Source organism: Flammeovirga sp. AWQ4_249 (genome assembly GCF_056161045.1).
The window spans coordinates 16,461-32,405 of sequence record NZ_JBSWYJ010000055.1; the positions used below are offsets into that span (position 1 = coordinate 16,461).

Sequence of the window (15,945 nt, forward strand, 5' to 3'; positions counted from 1 at the left end):
TGCTTATTTATTTAGAAATCATCCCCGTCATCTTCATCGTCAACTGGAATGCTGTCCATTTGTTCTTCTTCCTCTTCAGCACCGCTTTCTTCTTCGTCAATACCTTTAAAACCATTGCTTGTGTCTTCTTCTTCAGCTTCCATTGAAGAAGATAAATCCATATCATACTTAGAAGGAATTTCAGAACCATCTTTATATGTATTGTAATACCATTCTAAGAAAGCAAAAGTTTGTGTAGCACTTCCAACTTTGACATCACTCTGTTTTTTGATTTCACCCATGAGTGATTTGTTAGAGCTAAATATACTTAATTCTCCTTTATCTTGTCTAATGTGGTACCAAGTTCCTGTTGGGCCTTCTAGGAAAATATTGATCACTCTGTCTGTAGGATCTCCTTCTCCTCTAGTTTCGTCTTTAGGAATTTCAATAAAACCTGTAATTTCTGTATTGATATCATCTCCAAAAGCAGAAAGTAATTTTACTTTATCTCCCACTGAGTGGAAAGCTGAATTTTCACTATCCCAAACTATTTCATTATCAAGAATTACGATATAATTATTAAGTAATCGTACAATATCATGTCCATTTAAATAATCTTTATATTGATTACTATTAAATAAAGGAACGATTTGATGATTAAGTTTACCTAAACTATCGATTTCATAATCTTCTGGAATTACCCTTGGAGCGTCTTCTTTATTTGACCTTAGGTCGGACATGATTGTGCCTGAAATTTTAGAAGATAATTTAGGACCAATTGCAAATGAAGCATTCATTGATATTTCATCAATTTCATGCATTGCAGTACCAGAAGCTGAAGTTTTGATTGAAGGAACTTTTTCTTTTGAATTTGGGGCTAATAAATCAATTGCTCCACGGAAAGTAATTTGTTCTCTTTTGGGATCGAAACTAAACCAATTTCCAAAAATTGAAGCATAAAACTCTTCTTCTCCGGCTTCTAAAGCTTTGAAATAACTATGAGGTAAGATATGGAAACGACCATTATCACTGGTTCCATTAAAAGATTCAAATTCTAATCTACCTTCTATATCAAAAAGTCTTCTGTGTTCTTTTCTATATCCATCAGGTCTTTCAATAAAACTATTATATACATAACCGTTTTTCTTATCATAAAATAAACCTGTAATCAGAGGAACATTTTCATTGGTAGATAATAATTGATCATTTACAATAACATGTGCAGTTGAGTCGGTGTCGTCATCATCATTTGTAGAATTATAACTAAACCATTGTGTGTCTACACCAGGAATATGTAAGCGAGCATTTCCATCTTTGAATCGGGCAACTTTCTTGTTTTCAACTAACCCAATTTTGCCATAGTATTCTAAACCTCCTACAAATAATAATGGATCATCTTCTTCAATAATACCATACGCTCTATTTTGAATTGTATTTTCACCAACATTATCATTGTAAAACTCCTTAGCAACAATACGATCTATTTTAATTACTTTCTCTTCATTAAGCGTATTCTTATATAGATAATCACCTGTAGCATTTACTTGATTTCTAGAAATTAGTTCAACATTAGCATTATATATTGTATGAAGTTTTGTGTATCTACTCAAAATGATTTGAGCATTTTCTAAAGGTTCTATTGTTGCATCCCTGCTGATCTTAACGATTTTATTAGCAGAGTCAGGGACAATGTAAAGGTTACTTACTCTAATCTTATCTACGTTGTAAATATTTAGTTTATTAGTAGTAAGATCATAATTAGCTGAATCACCTTCTATTAATAGAGAATCTTGTGATGGTTTAGTGGAAATGAATTTACCTTTTGAACCATTGTCAGCACTCATATAGATATTTTTATTATCAATATCCCAAAGGGCTTCATTAATTGAAGTAATAAAATTAACAAAAGGGAAAACTAAGGATGATTGAGCACCATTACTACTTTCCGTACGAATCAATACTTTATTTTCTGTGATGTTTCTAGCAACTCTAATATCCTTACCAAACATAGAAGGACTTCCTTCAATATTGGAGTTAATTTCAAAAGTAGAATGTCTACTGATATAACCCTCTTTTTGGAATCTGAAATTATCAGATTGGTTTCTTGAATCAGACGTTTTTACTTCACCAGAACCAAATACCTTGTCAGGTAATAGTGCAAGGTCGCCAGAGAATTTTATATCTTGATTATAGATGCTGAAAGGTTCATCTTGACTACCGTGAAAGGCCATACTATCTCTGTAAACGTACCATTTCATCTCATAAGTATTCATTTCAACTCTTGGGTGAACATCAGATTCAATAATACCTTGTGTACCTTTTGTTGTTACAGAATCAGAATAAAAGATAAAATCGTCAGATCTAAATTCACTTCCTAAATATTCTAATTCACCATTACCTCTAATACCATCTTGATTTAAAGAGATATTCCCATCAAAATGTCCTTTCCCTACTAAAGTTTCACCTTGCTCTGTTTTTTTCTTCTTCACATAAATAGGCCAACCTTTATCACTTCCCCATGTTTCATCATGGTTTGTTTTTCTATCTAATACGAATATACCTGTGGCTGGGTCCATAACTACTTCATCTTTAAAAGTAGGGAAGATACCACCCGTATTCAGGACACCATTAAATGAAACATCACTATGAATAACCGAAGCATCTACTGTAAAAGTATCTAGCTCGAAAACAATTCTTTTGTCATATGCACCTCCCAAGATTGCAGGTCTGTCATAATAAATACGTCCACCTTTGCTACTATCAGAAGTGGCATTAAATGATGGATATCCTTCAACATTAAGTAAACCACTTTTGTTAAAAGGTTTATTGATAAATAATGTACCACCCGTATCTACTAAAGGATTTGGTGCTTCTACTGGTTTTCCTGTAACGCTATCTTTTACGATGAAACTAATGGAATCAACTTGTGTAAGGCTGATTAAAAAGCTATCGTACTTGAAGGTAAATTCTTCACCTCGGAAGATATAAGATCCTGCATTGAATTGGCCGCCAAATGTCATTTTTCTATCTTCCTCAATTACTAATCCTGCACTATCAGGCATTACAAATACACTTAGTGAATCTGAAATAGGGAAATAGGGAACTTTTCTTAGTTTTAATTCTGAACTATCTTCTAAAGTTAAAGTTGCATTCGCTAATCCATCAGAAGGAAGTTGAGCGGCAATACTTAAGTTGTCAAAATCTCTTTCTTCAAGTGCATGTTCTTGCATTGCACTCAAATTTTCGAAGTTCATAGAACGTGTCATCGCATTTCTTCTTCTTTCACTTGAAGCAAAGAAATAGCGATCATAATATTGATAAGCCTTTTGATTTAATTTGACAATCTTAGAATAAGGATCATATTCGACAAGTCCATCGATGGCCATAGATTGTAAACTTTCATCAAATTGCTCTTCATTTATTTTAAGATCAATCGCTAATTGACCTGTATCAAAACATCTTCTTCTTTGTGATCTTGAGTAATTTACAATGATCATCAGAGGTTGGAATTTTTTTACACCTTGAATTCTTGAAACAAAACCAGGATGAAAGAAGTCTTGAGATTCCACAATTAATGGAACTACTTTGTCTCCACCTGTGATACGGAAATCCAATGAATCAGCTTTTAAATCCCAAAGTATTGCATCAGCATAAACATTGACATCCTGAGCACTTAATGTAAAAGGATTGAAACGATAGATATCTGTTGTTTTTCTAAAGAAAGCATTTTTTGTGCTGTCACTGACACTTATTAATGCATTGACCGAAGGGTGTGCAACAGTATCATCATCAGAGTAGAAAATTTCAACGGCACTTGATTTTGTTCGTATCATTTTCCCCTCGTCATCAATTCTAACTGCCTTTGGTGTTTTTAGAGTAAACAAAGTATCTTCTTCATCTTTCACAGTGATTACTGTTGGAGCATTGGAGACCGCTTTAGAGACAGTATGCTTTCCTTTTATGGCAAAACCACCTCTTAACTCAATATCTTCAGGTATATTTTTCCAAGTTAAATCATTGTTATAACTGATAAATTGAGGATAAATAGCTTTTTCTGGGAACTTATTATAGTGACCACTTCTGTACGTAAATGCACCGATAGCAATAGTATCTAGATATTGACTGAAATACATTTCGGCGTGATCTGCTTCAATGTAAGCTACCCTCGTGTCAAAGTGAAAGTGTGGTAATTCACACCACGCTGAATCTTTTGAAAAATTGACATTTCCCCAATAAAAACGTCCACCTTGACAGACAATTGTATCAGAATTAAATAAGAAAGTACCAACTGTATGTTCGAGTAGAGCAGTGTCGAATTTTGTTGAAATAACAAGGTCTGCCTCTAAAATTTTAAGCATTGGTCCCTCCAATGGAGGCATCGGAGTAATACCAGGATCATAGTTTTGAATTTCAGAAGTTTGATCATTACAATCCTCTGAAAAAGCATATTCTTCTGCTTGGGCTCCTGTATCTGAATCGCCACTATCATAATCTTGGATATTACTATCATCGCCACCCCAAGATCCTCCCCAATCTGAGGATCCATCATCAGAACTCCAATCAGTTCCAGAACTATCTCCCCAATCTACAGATCCCGAATCCCAGGAGTCGTCACTACTTGAGGAGTCATCTCCCCAATCTACACTTCCGCCATCTTCCCAGGAATTACCTTCTGAGGAGTCATCACTTCCCCACCCATCATCTGTGGTTTCGGTACTTGTATCTTGATTGGCAACATCTTCCTTTCCATCTCCCTCAAACCAATCTTCTTTTGGTTCTTCTTTTTCGGGTTCTGTATTAATCTCAACAACCATTTTATCACTCACATAACCATCTGCAGCGAGTTCGTGCGTAAATTCATAATTTCCACCTTTTACCTCGATGGTTGTGTATTTTGATTTTTCAATTAATCTTTTTTCCAGAAAAAGTCTAGATTTATAGAAGAAGTTTTGTGTTACTTTTGGTGAATAAGAAATCAAACAAGTATCTGCAATTTCGAGAAATCTTGTAAACTGTTTATTTTCATTTCCTGCAGAGTCTAAAAATGCCATTAAACATCCATAATACAGGGCAGCTTGTTTTCGATACTGCAACCTGTTTTTATGCATCCTTTTAGTACTCTTATAAATCCATTCTTTTTGTGTTTCGTTAATCACACCATTTTCCCAATGTGATTCAAAATCAAGCATTATAGTATCACTACCTAAACGCACACCTTTTTCAAGATATAAGTTAAGGTCAACAAGAAAACTATCGTACTCTGTAAAAGGATGATAATATTTATTGATTACTGAATCTGATTCCGCATCTGTTTGGGCCCATAAAAGGTTTTTAGATGATAAACCAAGGAGTAATAGAGTAGAAAAGAATATATATTTTAGCTTTAAAGGCATACGTCTCAAAAGAAGGATTTTAAAAAGATTGAAGGCTGTAATAGACATCAAAATCAATTACAGCCTACTAGTATGCTTGAATTGCAAAAAATACTCCAAAATGGAATTTTTTTGTACCTCTCAATATTGATTATAATTTTAATTCTTGAATATAGCACTAACCCAATTGTCTTTCTCTAGGTGAGAAACAAAAGAAAGACCAACAGATTTTGCTTTTTCAGAGATAATAGGCAGATCGTCAGTATAAAAACCACTTAATAATAATAAACCATCTTTGGCGATAAGTTTCTGATAAGTAGGCATTTCTTCTAGTAAAACATTACGGTTAATATTGGCCAATACAATTTCGTATTCGTCAAGTTTTTCCATATCGTTTACAGTACCTACAGTAACACGAACATCTACATTATTAAGTGCTGCATTTTCTAATGCGTTTTCACAAGACCAATCTTCGATATCGCATGCATCAACTTGCTTTGCTCCTAATAATTTGGCCATTACAGCAAGGATTCCTGTACCACATCCTAGATCAGCTACATTTTTACCATTATGATTTATCGATAATTGATTGCGAAGCATCAATGTTGTTGTAGCGTGATGTCCTGTCCCAAATGACATTTTAGGAGTAATGACAATTTCGTATTTATATTTTGGATCAGCAGGATGGAATGAAGCTCTAATCTGTAAATCATCACTGATTTCTACAGGTTCATAATGACTTTCCCATAGCTTATTCCAGTTTTGTTTCTCTTGTTCTTCAATAGTGTAAGACATTTGATCACTAAAGAATTCAAGAGCGTCTTTTACCTCCTCTTCATTATAGAATTCTTTTTCTAAAGAAGCTTCAAAACCTTCTTCATTCTCTAAAAATGCTTCAAAACCCACATTTCCTAATACCGCTTGAAGAATCTCACCCAATTCTTCATTGCATTTTACTTTGATGACAATGTAATCCATAATAAAAAGGTTAATTATTTTCTACGAAGATAGTTGACAAATGAATAAGCATAAGGAGAAGTAGTACTTTTAGGATATTCAAACCTTGAAATTTCAGACCATTCAGAATGTAAAATATCAGGAAAGAAAGTATCTCCTACAAATTGATCATGAATCTCTGTGACATATAACTTGTCTGCAATTTTTATAGCCTCTTCATAAATAGCTCCACCTCCAATAATGAATACTTCTTTTTCATTATTTTGACGTGCTAATTCAATTGCTTCAGATAAACTTGATGATAATATTCCACCTTCAAAGGTCTTGAAATCAGGGTTTCGAGAAATTACAATATTTTGTCTATTTGGAAGACATTTTCCTATAGACTCATGCGTTTTCCTACCCATGATCACTGTATGGTTAGTAGTGACCTTTTTGAAATATTTGAGGTCAGCTGGAATATGCCAAATCAATTGATTGTCTTTTCCTATCACATTATTAGTTGCTTTTGCAACAATGATGGATATCTTCATATTAAGTTTTTATTTATAATAACTCAGTGCCTTTAAACACTTTTATTAAGCACAGTATATATAAGAGACTAACTTTCTCTTTGTTTTTTTGTTTGAAAACCTTGTGTAAAAAGGAATCTTCTTGACAAAAGTTGAATTTAACGAATACAAATTTATCTCACCTAATAATTTAAGAATTTAATCACTAAGTTTGTTATAATCAGAGTTAAAAAGTAAACTAATTTCTATTTTCATAAATATTCGTCTGATTATGACTTGTAGGTGTCAACAATAGAATGTAAATTACTATACAAACCCTTATTTATCTGAACGTATTATAAAATTAACTAGACTTGAAAAAGTACCTTTTAATCTCTTTAATATTCATACTGTCAATACCTGTCTCCGTCTACGCTCAATTCCCAGTCGAAGAAGAAGATGAATATTACGAAAAAGAATGGGCGTTAGGAGTAATGATGAACACTTATGGTGGAACCATAGGTGGTGCATCGTTTCGCTTTGCTAAAAAATATTTCTATGAGCATAAAATCGTAGAATCACTAGGTCAAAATAGTGGAAAAACGAAGGTGTCAAGAGGAAGAGTTGGAGAGATTGAAAAAGATAGGAAATACCACTCATTAAGTATCGAATTTATCAATATTCGTCACCCCAAAGAACAAAGACAACCTGCCTATACTGGAGAGGGGTATGTTCCTGGGAAAATGAATAGGTTATATGCCATTAGACCTATGTTTGGTAAAGAATATATCGTATTCAAGAAAGCAAGAAAACAAGGTGTTCAAATGAATTTTTTATGGAATGTTGGGCCTTCAATTGGTGTTGTTACTCCTTATCTAATTCGTTACACAGATCCAAATACTGACTTATCCGAAACAAAGCAATTTACATTAGAAGATTATTTGACTTTGAGTCATAGAATAGAAGGTACTGGTTCGTTTGCTGAAAGTTTATCGAAAGCAAGTGTTGTAGCAGGTTTAGCCTTTAAAGCTTCTTTAACGTTCGAATTTGGAGTGAATAAAAGAAGTATTACAGGTGTAGAAGCAGGTATTATTGGAGATTTGTATACTAAAGATGTTCAAATCATGGCTTCTTCAGATAATAGAAATTTTTATTCAGCAATGTTCTTGACATTCTTCTTTGGAGGAAGAAAATAACCGAAAATATTTAGAAAGAGATAGCCACTTGAGTTTAGATTCAAGTGGCTTTTTTTAGTATAATGCTTTATTGAGTTCTACTAAAACCCTTTCATCTCTGTCATAAATATCATCATGAAAATGAATGGCTGTATCCGGACCAAGCATCGCTGTGAAATATAATAGATAGACGGTTGGTCTATCCATAATAATGATCCTTTTTAATTCACCTTCATCCACATAATCTTTAATGTCTTCTAAAGTATATCCTTGATCTTTTAGTAGTTGTTCTCCGAGATTCAAAGGGTTGTGTACTCTGATACATCCATGGCTAAATGCTCGTGAATTTTTATTAAATAAATAGCGAGATGGAGTGTCATGAAGATAAATTGAATACTTATTAGGGAACATGAACTTGATTTGACCTAAAGCATTTCTAGATCCTGAACCTTGTACAATGTAATAAGGGAAATTTGTCTTTTTGATTGTTTTCCATTTTACCGTAGTTGGATCAATTTCTTTATTCTTACGGTCGTACAATTTCATATTATGCTTCTCAAGATATGTAGGGTCTTTCTTGAGTTTAGGTAACATTTCCTCACTAGCTATACTGTAAGGTAAACTCCAAGTTGGATTAATATCGATATAACTCATCTTTGCCTTAAAAACTGGCGTTTGGTGATAAGGTTTGCCTACTACAACGTTGGTTCTGTAATACCATTTTCCATTTTTATGGAGATAAAGCATATAGCTAGCTATATTGACAAAGATGACATTATCATCATCTTCATGATTAACCCATCGAGCTCTTTCTAAATTAATCCTAAGTGTATTTATTCTTTGAGAAGGAGGGATATTCAAAGCCTTCAAAGTATTTTTCCCAACGTTTCCATCAGTTTCTAAGCCATACATACTTTGAAAATGAATAATTGATTTCCTGAGGTTATTGTCATAAACAAAAGAAGTAGTATCCAAATAGGAGACTTTTACATAAGCAGAATCAATGATTGGAATAGGACTAAAAGGGGTATAAGAAACAACAGAATCAACCTTTGGATTCATTAGCGGAGCATCCGTAATACTTAACCCAATAAATTGTGAATGATAAGTTGTATCTATTTGTAAAACAGTTTTTTCCTGCCTTTTCAAATGCTGAGTTACAGCTAACCTTTTTCTTAAAGCAGGTATACTTTCATTTTTTTCTCCAATTCGAATAGATTCAATTCGTTGCAACTTACCGTAACCCCCATTTTTCTCTATCTTTCTAAACTCTTTTAGTGATTTTTTTAATCCTAAATACAGAGAATTACTTGGCTTAATAGCTTCAACTGCTTCAATAATCTGCTCCTGTTCAATTGGTTCAAGGAATAAACTGATTCTGTCTTCAGAGAATTCTTTTGTGTCAAAATTCCAAGTTGAAGATATTTTTTCAGGATTGACTTTACCCCAAATTAAATGAGAACTTAATAAGATAGCAGCATCCGTCATCAGGATATCTAGAAAAGCCGCATCATTTTTAGAAATGTAAGCATATGAACGAAGTTTATTTATCTGTTCTAAATGATAATGTTCAGGTACAAGACCTTCGTTGTAACTATCATTAATGACGTATAATAGATCGTCAATATTATTTTCAGAAGTCCAGATCGGTTGATAGTCTTTTCTTTCATAGATTAGAGGCATTAAGCTATCTGAGAAAATATGAACGCCTTTGTATTCTAAGCTATTATTGAAAGAAGAGAGGATAGTTTTTATTTCAGTATTTTGTTGTGCAAAAAGTGTATTAGGAATGAAGTTGATAAAGCATAATATCAAAGTCCCAATACACCTTTTCCAAACAAAAAGAATATTAGTTTTTTTTGACATACTTAAGTTTTAATCACCTTAAGAATAGCGTGTTATTTTTTTTGTTCGTTGATTAAGTTTTCTTCGTAATCAACAATATTATCAAGACATTGTTGCAACAAGTCGGCTGCTTTTTCTACTTCATCCAATGGAATGCCCTTAGTAATATGAATGATAGCATCTTCAGCAATTCCAACAACTTGTTCCTTTAAGTCTCTAGCTTTTCTTGTTAAATAAATGAGTTTTGATCTTTTATCATTTGGGTTAGGGACACGAGTTACCAAATTATTTTTTTCCATATTATCTATCAAACTCGTAATACTAGCTCTGTTTTTTAGAAGAAACGTAGCAAACTCCTGTTGTGCACGTCCATCTTTATCCCAAAGCATCACTAGCACGTCCCATTGTTCTCTTGAGATAGGAAGTCCTTTGCGTTCAAAAGCACGGCCTAAAGTATAATTACCAAGTCGTGAAACTTGTGCAATAATTTTTGTTAGACGTCTTCTCTTTTCTACATCGTCTCTCATTAATGTGCTCATAGATATGATCTTGAATATGAATATAAATGGATAAGTTTTTTAAGTCCTCTAATGTACTTAATTGTTTGTGTTTAATCAATTTTTTTAACCTTTTAAATGATCAGCCACGATAGCAAAGACGACGGTTTGAAATAATTAGTTCTGTTTTTAGCCATTTTATGATATAAATAAAACAGTACTCATATAGAAAATGACAATATGGCATGTAAATATTGATTTCTCCACTTAAAAATGACATAATGACATTAAAAAATCAAATGGAACATCAATTGTCTAAGGGTAAAGTGTAAATCAAAATTTGAATTGAAAATTTAAAACATAAAAAATCATGAGTATTACAACATACAGCCCAAGTAGAAGAAAGTCATTTGTATCTAATGTAATTAATGCAGTAGAGAAAAATAAAGCATATGTTCCTGTGAATATTAAAGAGGATGAGAATAACTTTTTTGTAGAATTAGTAGTTCCAGGATATAAAAAAGAATTCTTCTCTATAGAAGTGGAAAATAATAGATTAAACATTAAATATGTTGAGTCTAAAACTGAAGAAGAAAATACAGAAAAGATCTTAGTAAATGCTTATTCTGTAAAGGACTTTGAGAAATCATTCAAGATTTCAGATTTGATAAATGTTGAGGCTTTAGAAGCAAAATTCAATGCAGGAATTTTAGCGATTACTTTACCAAAAAGTGAAGAGAAAAAGCCAGTTAGAATTGAAGTAAAATAATTTAGTAAGATTAAAAATTTAGAAACAATGAAACATACATTATCAGATTACCCTTCGACTTTCATTTCCTCATTAATGAGTGATGTAGTAAACGTTTTAGATACCGTAAATCCTTTAGATGCTCAAGTTCCTATGAATGTAAAAGAATATGCAGAAGGATATACAGTGGAGATTATTATTCCAGGTATAAATAAGGAAGATGTTGAGATTGCCATTGAGCAAAATAAACTAGTCGTTTCTTATCAACATACTGCTGAGGAACAAGAAGGGGTTACTTATTTGAAAAGAGAATATGTAAATAAAGATTTTAAAAGATCTTTTACACTACCTAATAATATTAATATAGAAGAAATCAACGCGTCTTATGACAATGGTGTTCTTTCAGTCATTTTGCCTAAGAATACTCCTTTAGAAAAGAAAACCATAGAAATAAGCTAATTGTCGTCAATAACATAATGTTAAATTCTAAGAGAAAAAACATTAAACATCATCAATTTTTAAAGTTTCTAGTAAAGGCCAATCTCCTATTTTGAGATTGGCTTTTTTATTTTCTCAAAAGGATAAAAATTATGTATTTCTCTTATTCTTCCAATGTTATTTTTAGCATAAAAAATTTTTAATCAATCTCGAATTTGTAACTTGCAGTTGGTTTTGGATAATTATGAACTTCAAAAAATAATATTCAAGGCAGATAATCATTTTTTATCTCAGTTTAATTCGTAGTAAGATCATTTTTATGAGATACTTTTACACATTACTCTTCTCTGTACTATTAACGGTTAACGCTTTTGCTCAAAGTGGAAAAACAGAAGTAGAGAAATACACTTACGGAAAACAATTAATCGACGAAGGGAAATATCAGCCAGGTATAGTAGTACTTGAAGATATGATGTATCTCAAAGGTGCGACATTACAACCTTATGCTTTAACATTGATGGGCTATGCTTATTATATGGAAGGGGATTATTTTCAAGCAGAAGATAACCTAACAAAAGCATTGACTTCCTATTCTAATTGGGATGAACGCGAGCAAGCCAATTACTTATTAGCCTCAACTTATTTAAAAATCAATAAGTACATTGAAAGTATTTCAATTGCTGATTCTATTCAGGATAAAAAATTAAAAGAAGATTTAAATGCTTTAATAGGTCAGTCTTTAGAGGGTACTCCTGTTTCTAAATTGGAAAGCACTTATGAAAAATATCCTGATAATGTTCAAGTAGCGACTCTTCTCTTCCATAAGATGATGGAATTACCTGAAGAGAAAAGGAACGAAGAAACTTTGAATAAGTTAGCGGAACAATTAGGACTAAGTACAACTGTCGAACATACTGCAAGAGTTTCAGTCAAAAAAGATAAATATACTGTGGCAGTAATACTTCCGTTTTTCACAGAGACTACTGATGGTACTGCATTAAGAGTGAAAAATGAGTTTGTATACAATATTTACCAAGGCGTTTTAATGGCTAAAGATTATTTAGCAAAAAGAGATGTGAATATTGATGTTGTCGCATATGATACTAAAAGAGATACAACTCATTTAAAGCAATTGCTTGAGGATCCTAATATGAAAGAAATAGATCTTATTATTGGACCTTTATATGCTGATATGTTACCACTAGTTCAACAATTCTCTAACGAGACGGGTGTTGCTATGGTAAACCCTATTTCGAATAATACTTCAATCATCGAAAATGCTTCAAATGCTTTCTTAACAACTTCAACTCCTGTAACAGTGGGTAAAAGTTTAGGTAAACAATTAAGGGCAAATGAGCTAAAAGATTTAGAAATGTATCCGGAAGGAGATTCACTTAGAATTCAAGCAGATACAGTACAAACTTATGTGGTATTTGGTCATTCTACGAAAGAAAAAGAAATGGCAGCCTCATTTAAAGAAGCTTATGAAGCTGAGGGTGGAAAAATTGCAGCATATCAAGAATTTGATCCTGTAGATGGTTTTGATTTACTTCAAGAAATGTTTGATCCATTATCGTATGATGATTCACTTGAATTAGTTAAAGATTCAACGGCACATGTAGTTATTGCAGTAACAAATGAGGTAGAAGCATTAAATACAGTGAGTGCTTTATTATCATTAGGAACAGTTGCAAAAGCTTTTGTACCACAAGAATGGTTGAAGTTTAAGCAATTAAGTTATTCGCAAATGGAATCAGCAAAAATCAATATCCTATATCCAAACTGGTATGATGATGATTCATTTAGAGCAAAATCATTTATCGCTCATTACCAAGAACAGTTCAATAATCAGCCTTCAAGCTTTGTTTATGATGGTTTTGAAACAATGTTTGCTTTCGGAATGATATTGAATAAATATGGAAATGGTTTCGTACAAGAACTTCAAGCAAGTGATGAATATATTAGAGGATATTTAACTCCTGCCTATAATTATAAAGATGCTCAGGATAATCAATATGTACCTGTGATTCAATTCATCGATGGTGATCTAAAAAATATGTCGCCATTGGAGGATACAATGAATTAATTGAGATCTTACTGGAATAATAAAATAAAGCTGTCTTTTATGTTCAAATTAGCATAAAAGACAGCTTTAGTACTTTATAAATAATAAGAGATGCCATACGCTAATGATGATGATTATAAGTTTTTTAAAACGGAAGCTTTTCAGAAATATGCCGACACTCCAGGATTGGTAGATTATCTGAAAACTTTTATTACCGAAAAAAAACTTGGAGGGATAGAAAAAGTATTATCTCAAAGAACAAATCATTTTACAGTAGTTTTAGAAGAAGTATTCAAATTACAGAATGTGGGAGCAATCATTAGAACTTGTGATTGTTTTGGTGTACAAAACTTACACTTGATTGAATCTGATACCAAATTTAAAGTCTCATTGAAAACGACAATGGGTTCGGCAAAGTGGGTGGATGTAAATACATATGATTCAACCAAAAACGCATTAAATACATTAAAAAGTAAAGGATACAAACTAGTCGCTACTACACCTCATACGGATATGACGCTTGATGAATTGCCTGTAGACGAGCCTATCGCTTTATTATTTGGTAATGAAAGAGAAGGAATTTCTGATGAAGCTTTTGAAATGGCTGACTACAAAGTAAAAATACCAATGTATGGGTTTGCTGAGAGTTTTAATATTTCTGTAAGTGCAGCTTTAAGTTTAAACTCTTTAAGCACCAAACTTAGAAAACTTCCAGAGGAAATATGGAAATTGTCCTTGGAAGAAAAGAACTTAATTGAAGCCGCATGGATTTGTAAATCTTTAGAAAGGCACGAAACAATCGCAAAGACATTTAATAAATAAGATATGGAAAAGGATTTGAAAATAGTATTTATGGGAACACCCGATTTTGCAGTTCCTTCCTTAAAAATATTAGTTGAAAATAATTATAATGTAGTTGGAGTAATCACAGCTCCTGATAAGCCTGCAGGTAGAGGTAGGAAATTACAAATGTCTCCTGTAAAAGAATATGCTTTGGAGGCAGGGTTAAATATTTTGCAACCTACGAATTTGAAGAATCCAGAGTTTCAAGCGGAGTTAAAAGCATTAGAAGTAGACCTTCAAATTGTTGTAGCTTTTAGAATGCTACCTGAATCCGTTTGGGATATGCCAAGAATTGGTACTTTTAATCTTCATGGATCATTATTACCAGATTATAGAGGTGCAGCTCCAATCAACTGGGCAATTATAAATGGAGAAAAAGTAACAGGCGTGACAACCTTTTTCTTGCAACATGAAATTGATACAGGAGATGTGATCATGAGAGAGGAAGAGCCAATCCATGAAGAAGATACAGTTGGTGATGTTTATCTTAGATTAATGGAAAAAGGTGCAGGAACTGTCCTTAAAACGGTACAATTAATTGAAAAAGGAGATTATAATACAACTCCTCAAAAGATCGTTGGAGAGCCTAAGCATGCACCAAAAATTTTCAAGGAAACGTGTAAGGTTAACTTTGATCAAACAACAGAAAAGGTTTACAACTTTATTAGAGGATTATCTCCATATCCTGCCGCATGGACTGAGATTGATGGAAAAACATTTAAACTTTTTAAAGTGAAAAAAGTATACGATGATTCGATTCAAGCCAATGAAAAAGGATACGCGACTGATAATAAGAATTATTTCTATTTGAAAACAGAAGATGGCTTTATCTCTGTAGAAGAATGGCAAATGCAAGGTAAAAAACGTATGCCTGTGAAAGCATTCTTATTAGGTACTAAATTCGATTAATTATAATCTTTATAAAAAGAAAATCCCGATCAAAATACTGACCGGGATTTTTGTTTGTAGTATAGTTTAGAAGTTACTTTAGTAAACGTACTGCAGGATAAATAACAGCAGCAGCACCGTTTAATAGGAAAGTCCCCATTGTAATTCCTAGCTCTTTCTCTAGCGTTAAGTCCAATGAAGATAACCTGAATATTTTATTAGAAACTTCTTGAATTACTTCTCCTGAAGCTGTTTTTGTGTCTTCAAAACTTAAAGAAATTGCCTCTGAAGGGTTTGTTGTAAATCGTTTTGAAGCTTCACTAATTTTTTCAGAAGATTCATGTAAAAAACGATGTGTTTCTTTAATTAATCCATCTACTTGAAAAGTCAAATTATCTATATTTTCATTCGTGTTTTCTAATGTCAAGTCTGACATAGTTTTCGAATTACTTACAAAAGAAGTTACAATTTCCTGTACATTGAGAAATGAGTTGTCAATCATCTCTTTTGCTGCAACAAAAAGATGTTGTGTAGATTCTTCAATACTATCAATGGTGAGAGTATAAAATAAACGCTGTCCGTAATTTTTAAATTTTATATATTGAAAATTATGGCAAAGCAATCACAAAAAGAGAGTGCTGAGTTTC

12 protein-coding genes are annotated in these 15,945 nt (G+C 32.5%); 6 read left to right on the forward strand and 6 right to left on the reverse strand.

Annotated elements, in window-relative coordinates; genetic code table 11:
• Nucleotides 1-11: 11 nt before the first annotated feature.
• The 3 genes from ACXAHM_RS23650 to ACXAHM_RS23660 form a co-directional block, all read right to left on the reverse strand.
• On the reverse strand, nt 12-5,420 hold the full coding sequence (locus ACXAHM_RS23650; RefSeq protein WP_474965856.1) for a hypothetical protein: 5,409 nt from the start codon (nt 5,418-5,420) through the stop codon (nt 12-14).
• Nucleotides 5,421-5,510: 90 nt separating this feature from the next.
• On the reverse strand, nt 5,511-6,329 hold the full coding sequence (prmA, locus tag ACXAHM_RS23655; protein WP_474965859.1) for a 50S ribosomal protein L11 methyltransferase: 819 nt from the start codon (nt 6,327-6,329) through the stop codon (nt 5,511-5,513).
• 14 nt (nt 6,330-6,343) lie between these two features.
• Nucleotides 6,344-6,841, reverse strand: a complete 498-nt coding sequence (locus ACXAHM_RS23660; protein WP_474965864.1) for a dihydrofolate reductase — start codon at nt 6,839-6,841, stop codon at nt 6,344-6,346.
• Nucleotides 6,842-7,173: 332 nt separating this feature from the next.
• Between ACXAHM_RS23660 and ACXAHM_RS23665 the strand changes: the two genes are divergently transcribed.
• The gene (locus ACXAHM_RS23665) at nt 7,174-7,995 is read left to right on the forward strand and encodes a hypothetical protein (RefSeq protein ID WP_474965867.1); all 822 of its coding nucleotides are present in this window, start codon (nt 7,174-7,176) and stop codon (nt 7,993-7,995) included.
• Nucleotides 7,996-8,049: 54 nt separating this feature from the next.
• On the opposite strand, the gene ACXAHM_RS23670 is transcribed toward ACXAHM_RS23665, so the two are convergent.
• Together ACXAHM_RS23670 and ACXAHM_RS23675 are read right to left on the reverse strand one after the other, a co-directional pair.
• Nucleotides 8,050-9,840, reverse strand: coding sequence for a L,D-transpeptidase family protein (locus ACXAHM_RS23670; protein WP_474965870.1), 1,791 nt, complete (start codon nt 9,838-9,840; stop codon nt 8,050-8,052).
• 32 nt (nt 9,841-9,872) lie between these two features.
• On the reverse strand, nt 9,873-10,358 hold the full coding sequence (locus ACXAHM_RS23675; protein ID WP_474965873.1) for a MarR family winged helix-turn-helix transcriptional regulator: 486 nt from the start codon (nt 10,356-10,358) through the stop codon (nt 9,873-9,875).
• 328 nt (nt 10,359-10,686) lie between these two features.
• Between ACXAHM_RS23675 and ACXAHM_RS23680 the strand changes: the two genes are divergently transcribed.
• From ACXAHM_RS23680 to fmt, 5 genes are all read left to right on the forward strand, one after another.
• A complete protein-coding gene (locus ACXAHM_RS23680) occupies nt 10,687-11,085 on the forward strand; it encodes an Hsp20/alpha crystallin family protein (protein WP_474965876.1) in 399 nt (132 codons plus the stop codon).
• A gap of 27 nt (nt 11,086-11,112) precedes the next feature.
• A complete protein-coding gene (locus ACXAHM_RS23685) occupies nt 11,113-11,523 on the forward strand; it encodes an Hsp20/alpha crystallin family protein (RefSeq protein ID WP_474965879.1) in 411 nt (136 codons plus the stop codon).
• Nucleotides 11,524-11,821: 298 nt separating this feature from the next.
• The gene (locus ACXAHM_RS23690; protein ID WP_474965881.1) at nt 11,822-13,588 is read left to right on the forward strand and encodes a hypothetical protein; all 1,767 of its coding nucleotides are present in this window, start codon (nt 11,822-11,824) and stop codon (nt 13,586-13,588) included.
• A gap of 90 nt (nt 13,589-13,678) precedes the next feature.
• Nucleotides 13,679-14,389 (forward strand): TrmH family RNA methyltransferase, encoded by a 711-nt coding sequence (locus ACXAHM_RS23695; RefSeq protein ID WP_474965885.1) that lies wholly within the window; start codon nt 13,679-13,681, stop codon nt 14,387-14,389.
• Nucleotides 14,390-14,392: 3 nt separating this feature from the next.
• On the forward strand, nt 14,393-15,319 hold the full coding sequence (fmt, locus tag ACXAHM_RS23700; RefSeq protein WP_474965889.1) for a methionyl-tRNA formyltransferase: 927 nt from the start codon (nt 14,393-14,395) through the stop codon (nt 15,317-15,319).
• A gap of 73 nt (nt 15,320-15,392) precedes the next feature.
• On the opposite strand, the gene ACXAHM_RS23705 is transcribed toward fmt, so the two are convergent.
• Entirely contained in the window at nt 15,393-15,920 is a 528-nt protein-coding gene (locus ACXAHM_RS23705) for a hypothetical protein (RefSeq protein ID WP_474965891.1), read from the reverse strand.
• Nucleotides 15,921-15,945 lie beyond the last annotated feature (25 nt).

Bases quoted from the DNA above. Each gene is read 5' to 3' on its own strand.
- ACXAHM_RS23695 (WP_474965885.1), top strand. From the start codon at position 13,679: ATGCCATACGCTAATGATGATGATTATAAGTTTTTTAAAACGGAAGCT.
- prmA (WP_474965859.1), bottom strand. From the start codon at position 6,329: ATGGATTACATTGTCATCAAAGTAAAATGCAATGAAGAATTGGGTGAG.
- ACXAHM_RS23675 (WP_474965873.1), bottom strand. From the start codon at position 10,358: ATGAGCACATTAATGAGAGACGATGTAGAAAAGAGAAGACGTCTAACA.
- ACXAHM_RS23680 (WP_474965876.1), top strand. From the start codon at position 10,687: ATGAGTATTACAACATACAGCCCAAGTAGAAGAAAGTCATTTGTATCT.
- fmt (WP_474965889.1), top strand. From the start codon at position 14,393: ATGGAAAAGGATTTGAAAATAGTATTTATGGGAACACCCGATTTTGCA.
- ACXAHM_RS23690 (WP_474965881.1), top strand. From the start codon at position 11,822: ATGAGATACTTTTACACATTACTCTTCTCTGTACTATTAACGGTTAAC.
- ACXAHM_RS23660 (WP_474965864.1), bottom strand. From the start codon at position 6,841: ATGAAGATATCCATCATTGTTGCAAAAGCAACTAATAATGTGATAGGA.
- ACXAHM_RS23670 (WP_474965870.1), bottom strand. From the start codon at position 9,840: ATGTCAAAAAAAACTAATATTCTTTTTGTTTGGAAAAGGTGTATTGGG.
- ACXAHM_RS23685 (WP_474965879.1), top strand. From the start codon at position 11,113: ATGAAACATACATTATCAGATTACCCTTCGACTTTCATTTCCTCATTA.
- ACXAHM_RS23650 (WP_474965856.1), bottom strand. From the start codon at position 5,420: ATGTCTATTACAGCCTTCAATCTTTTTAAAATCCTTCTTTTGAGACGT.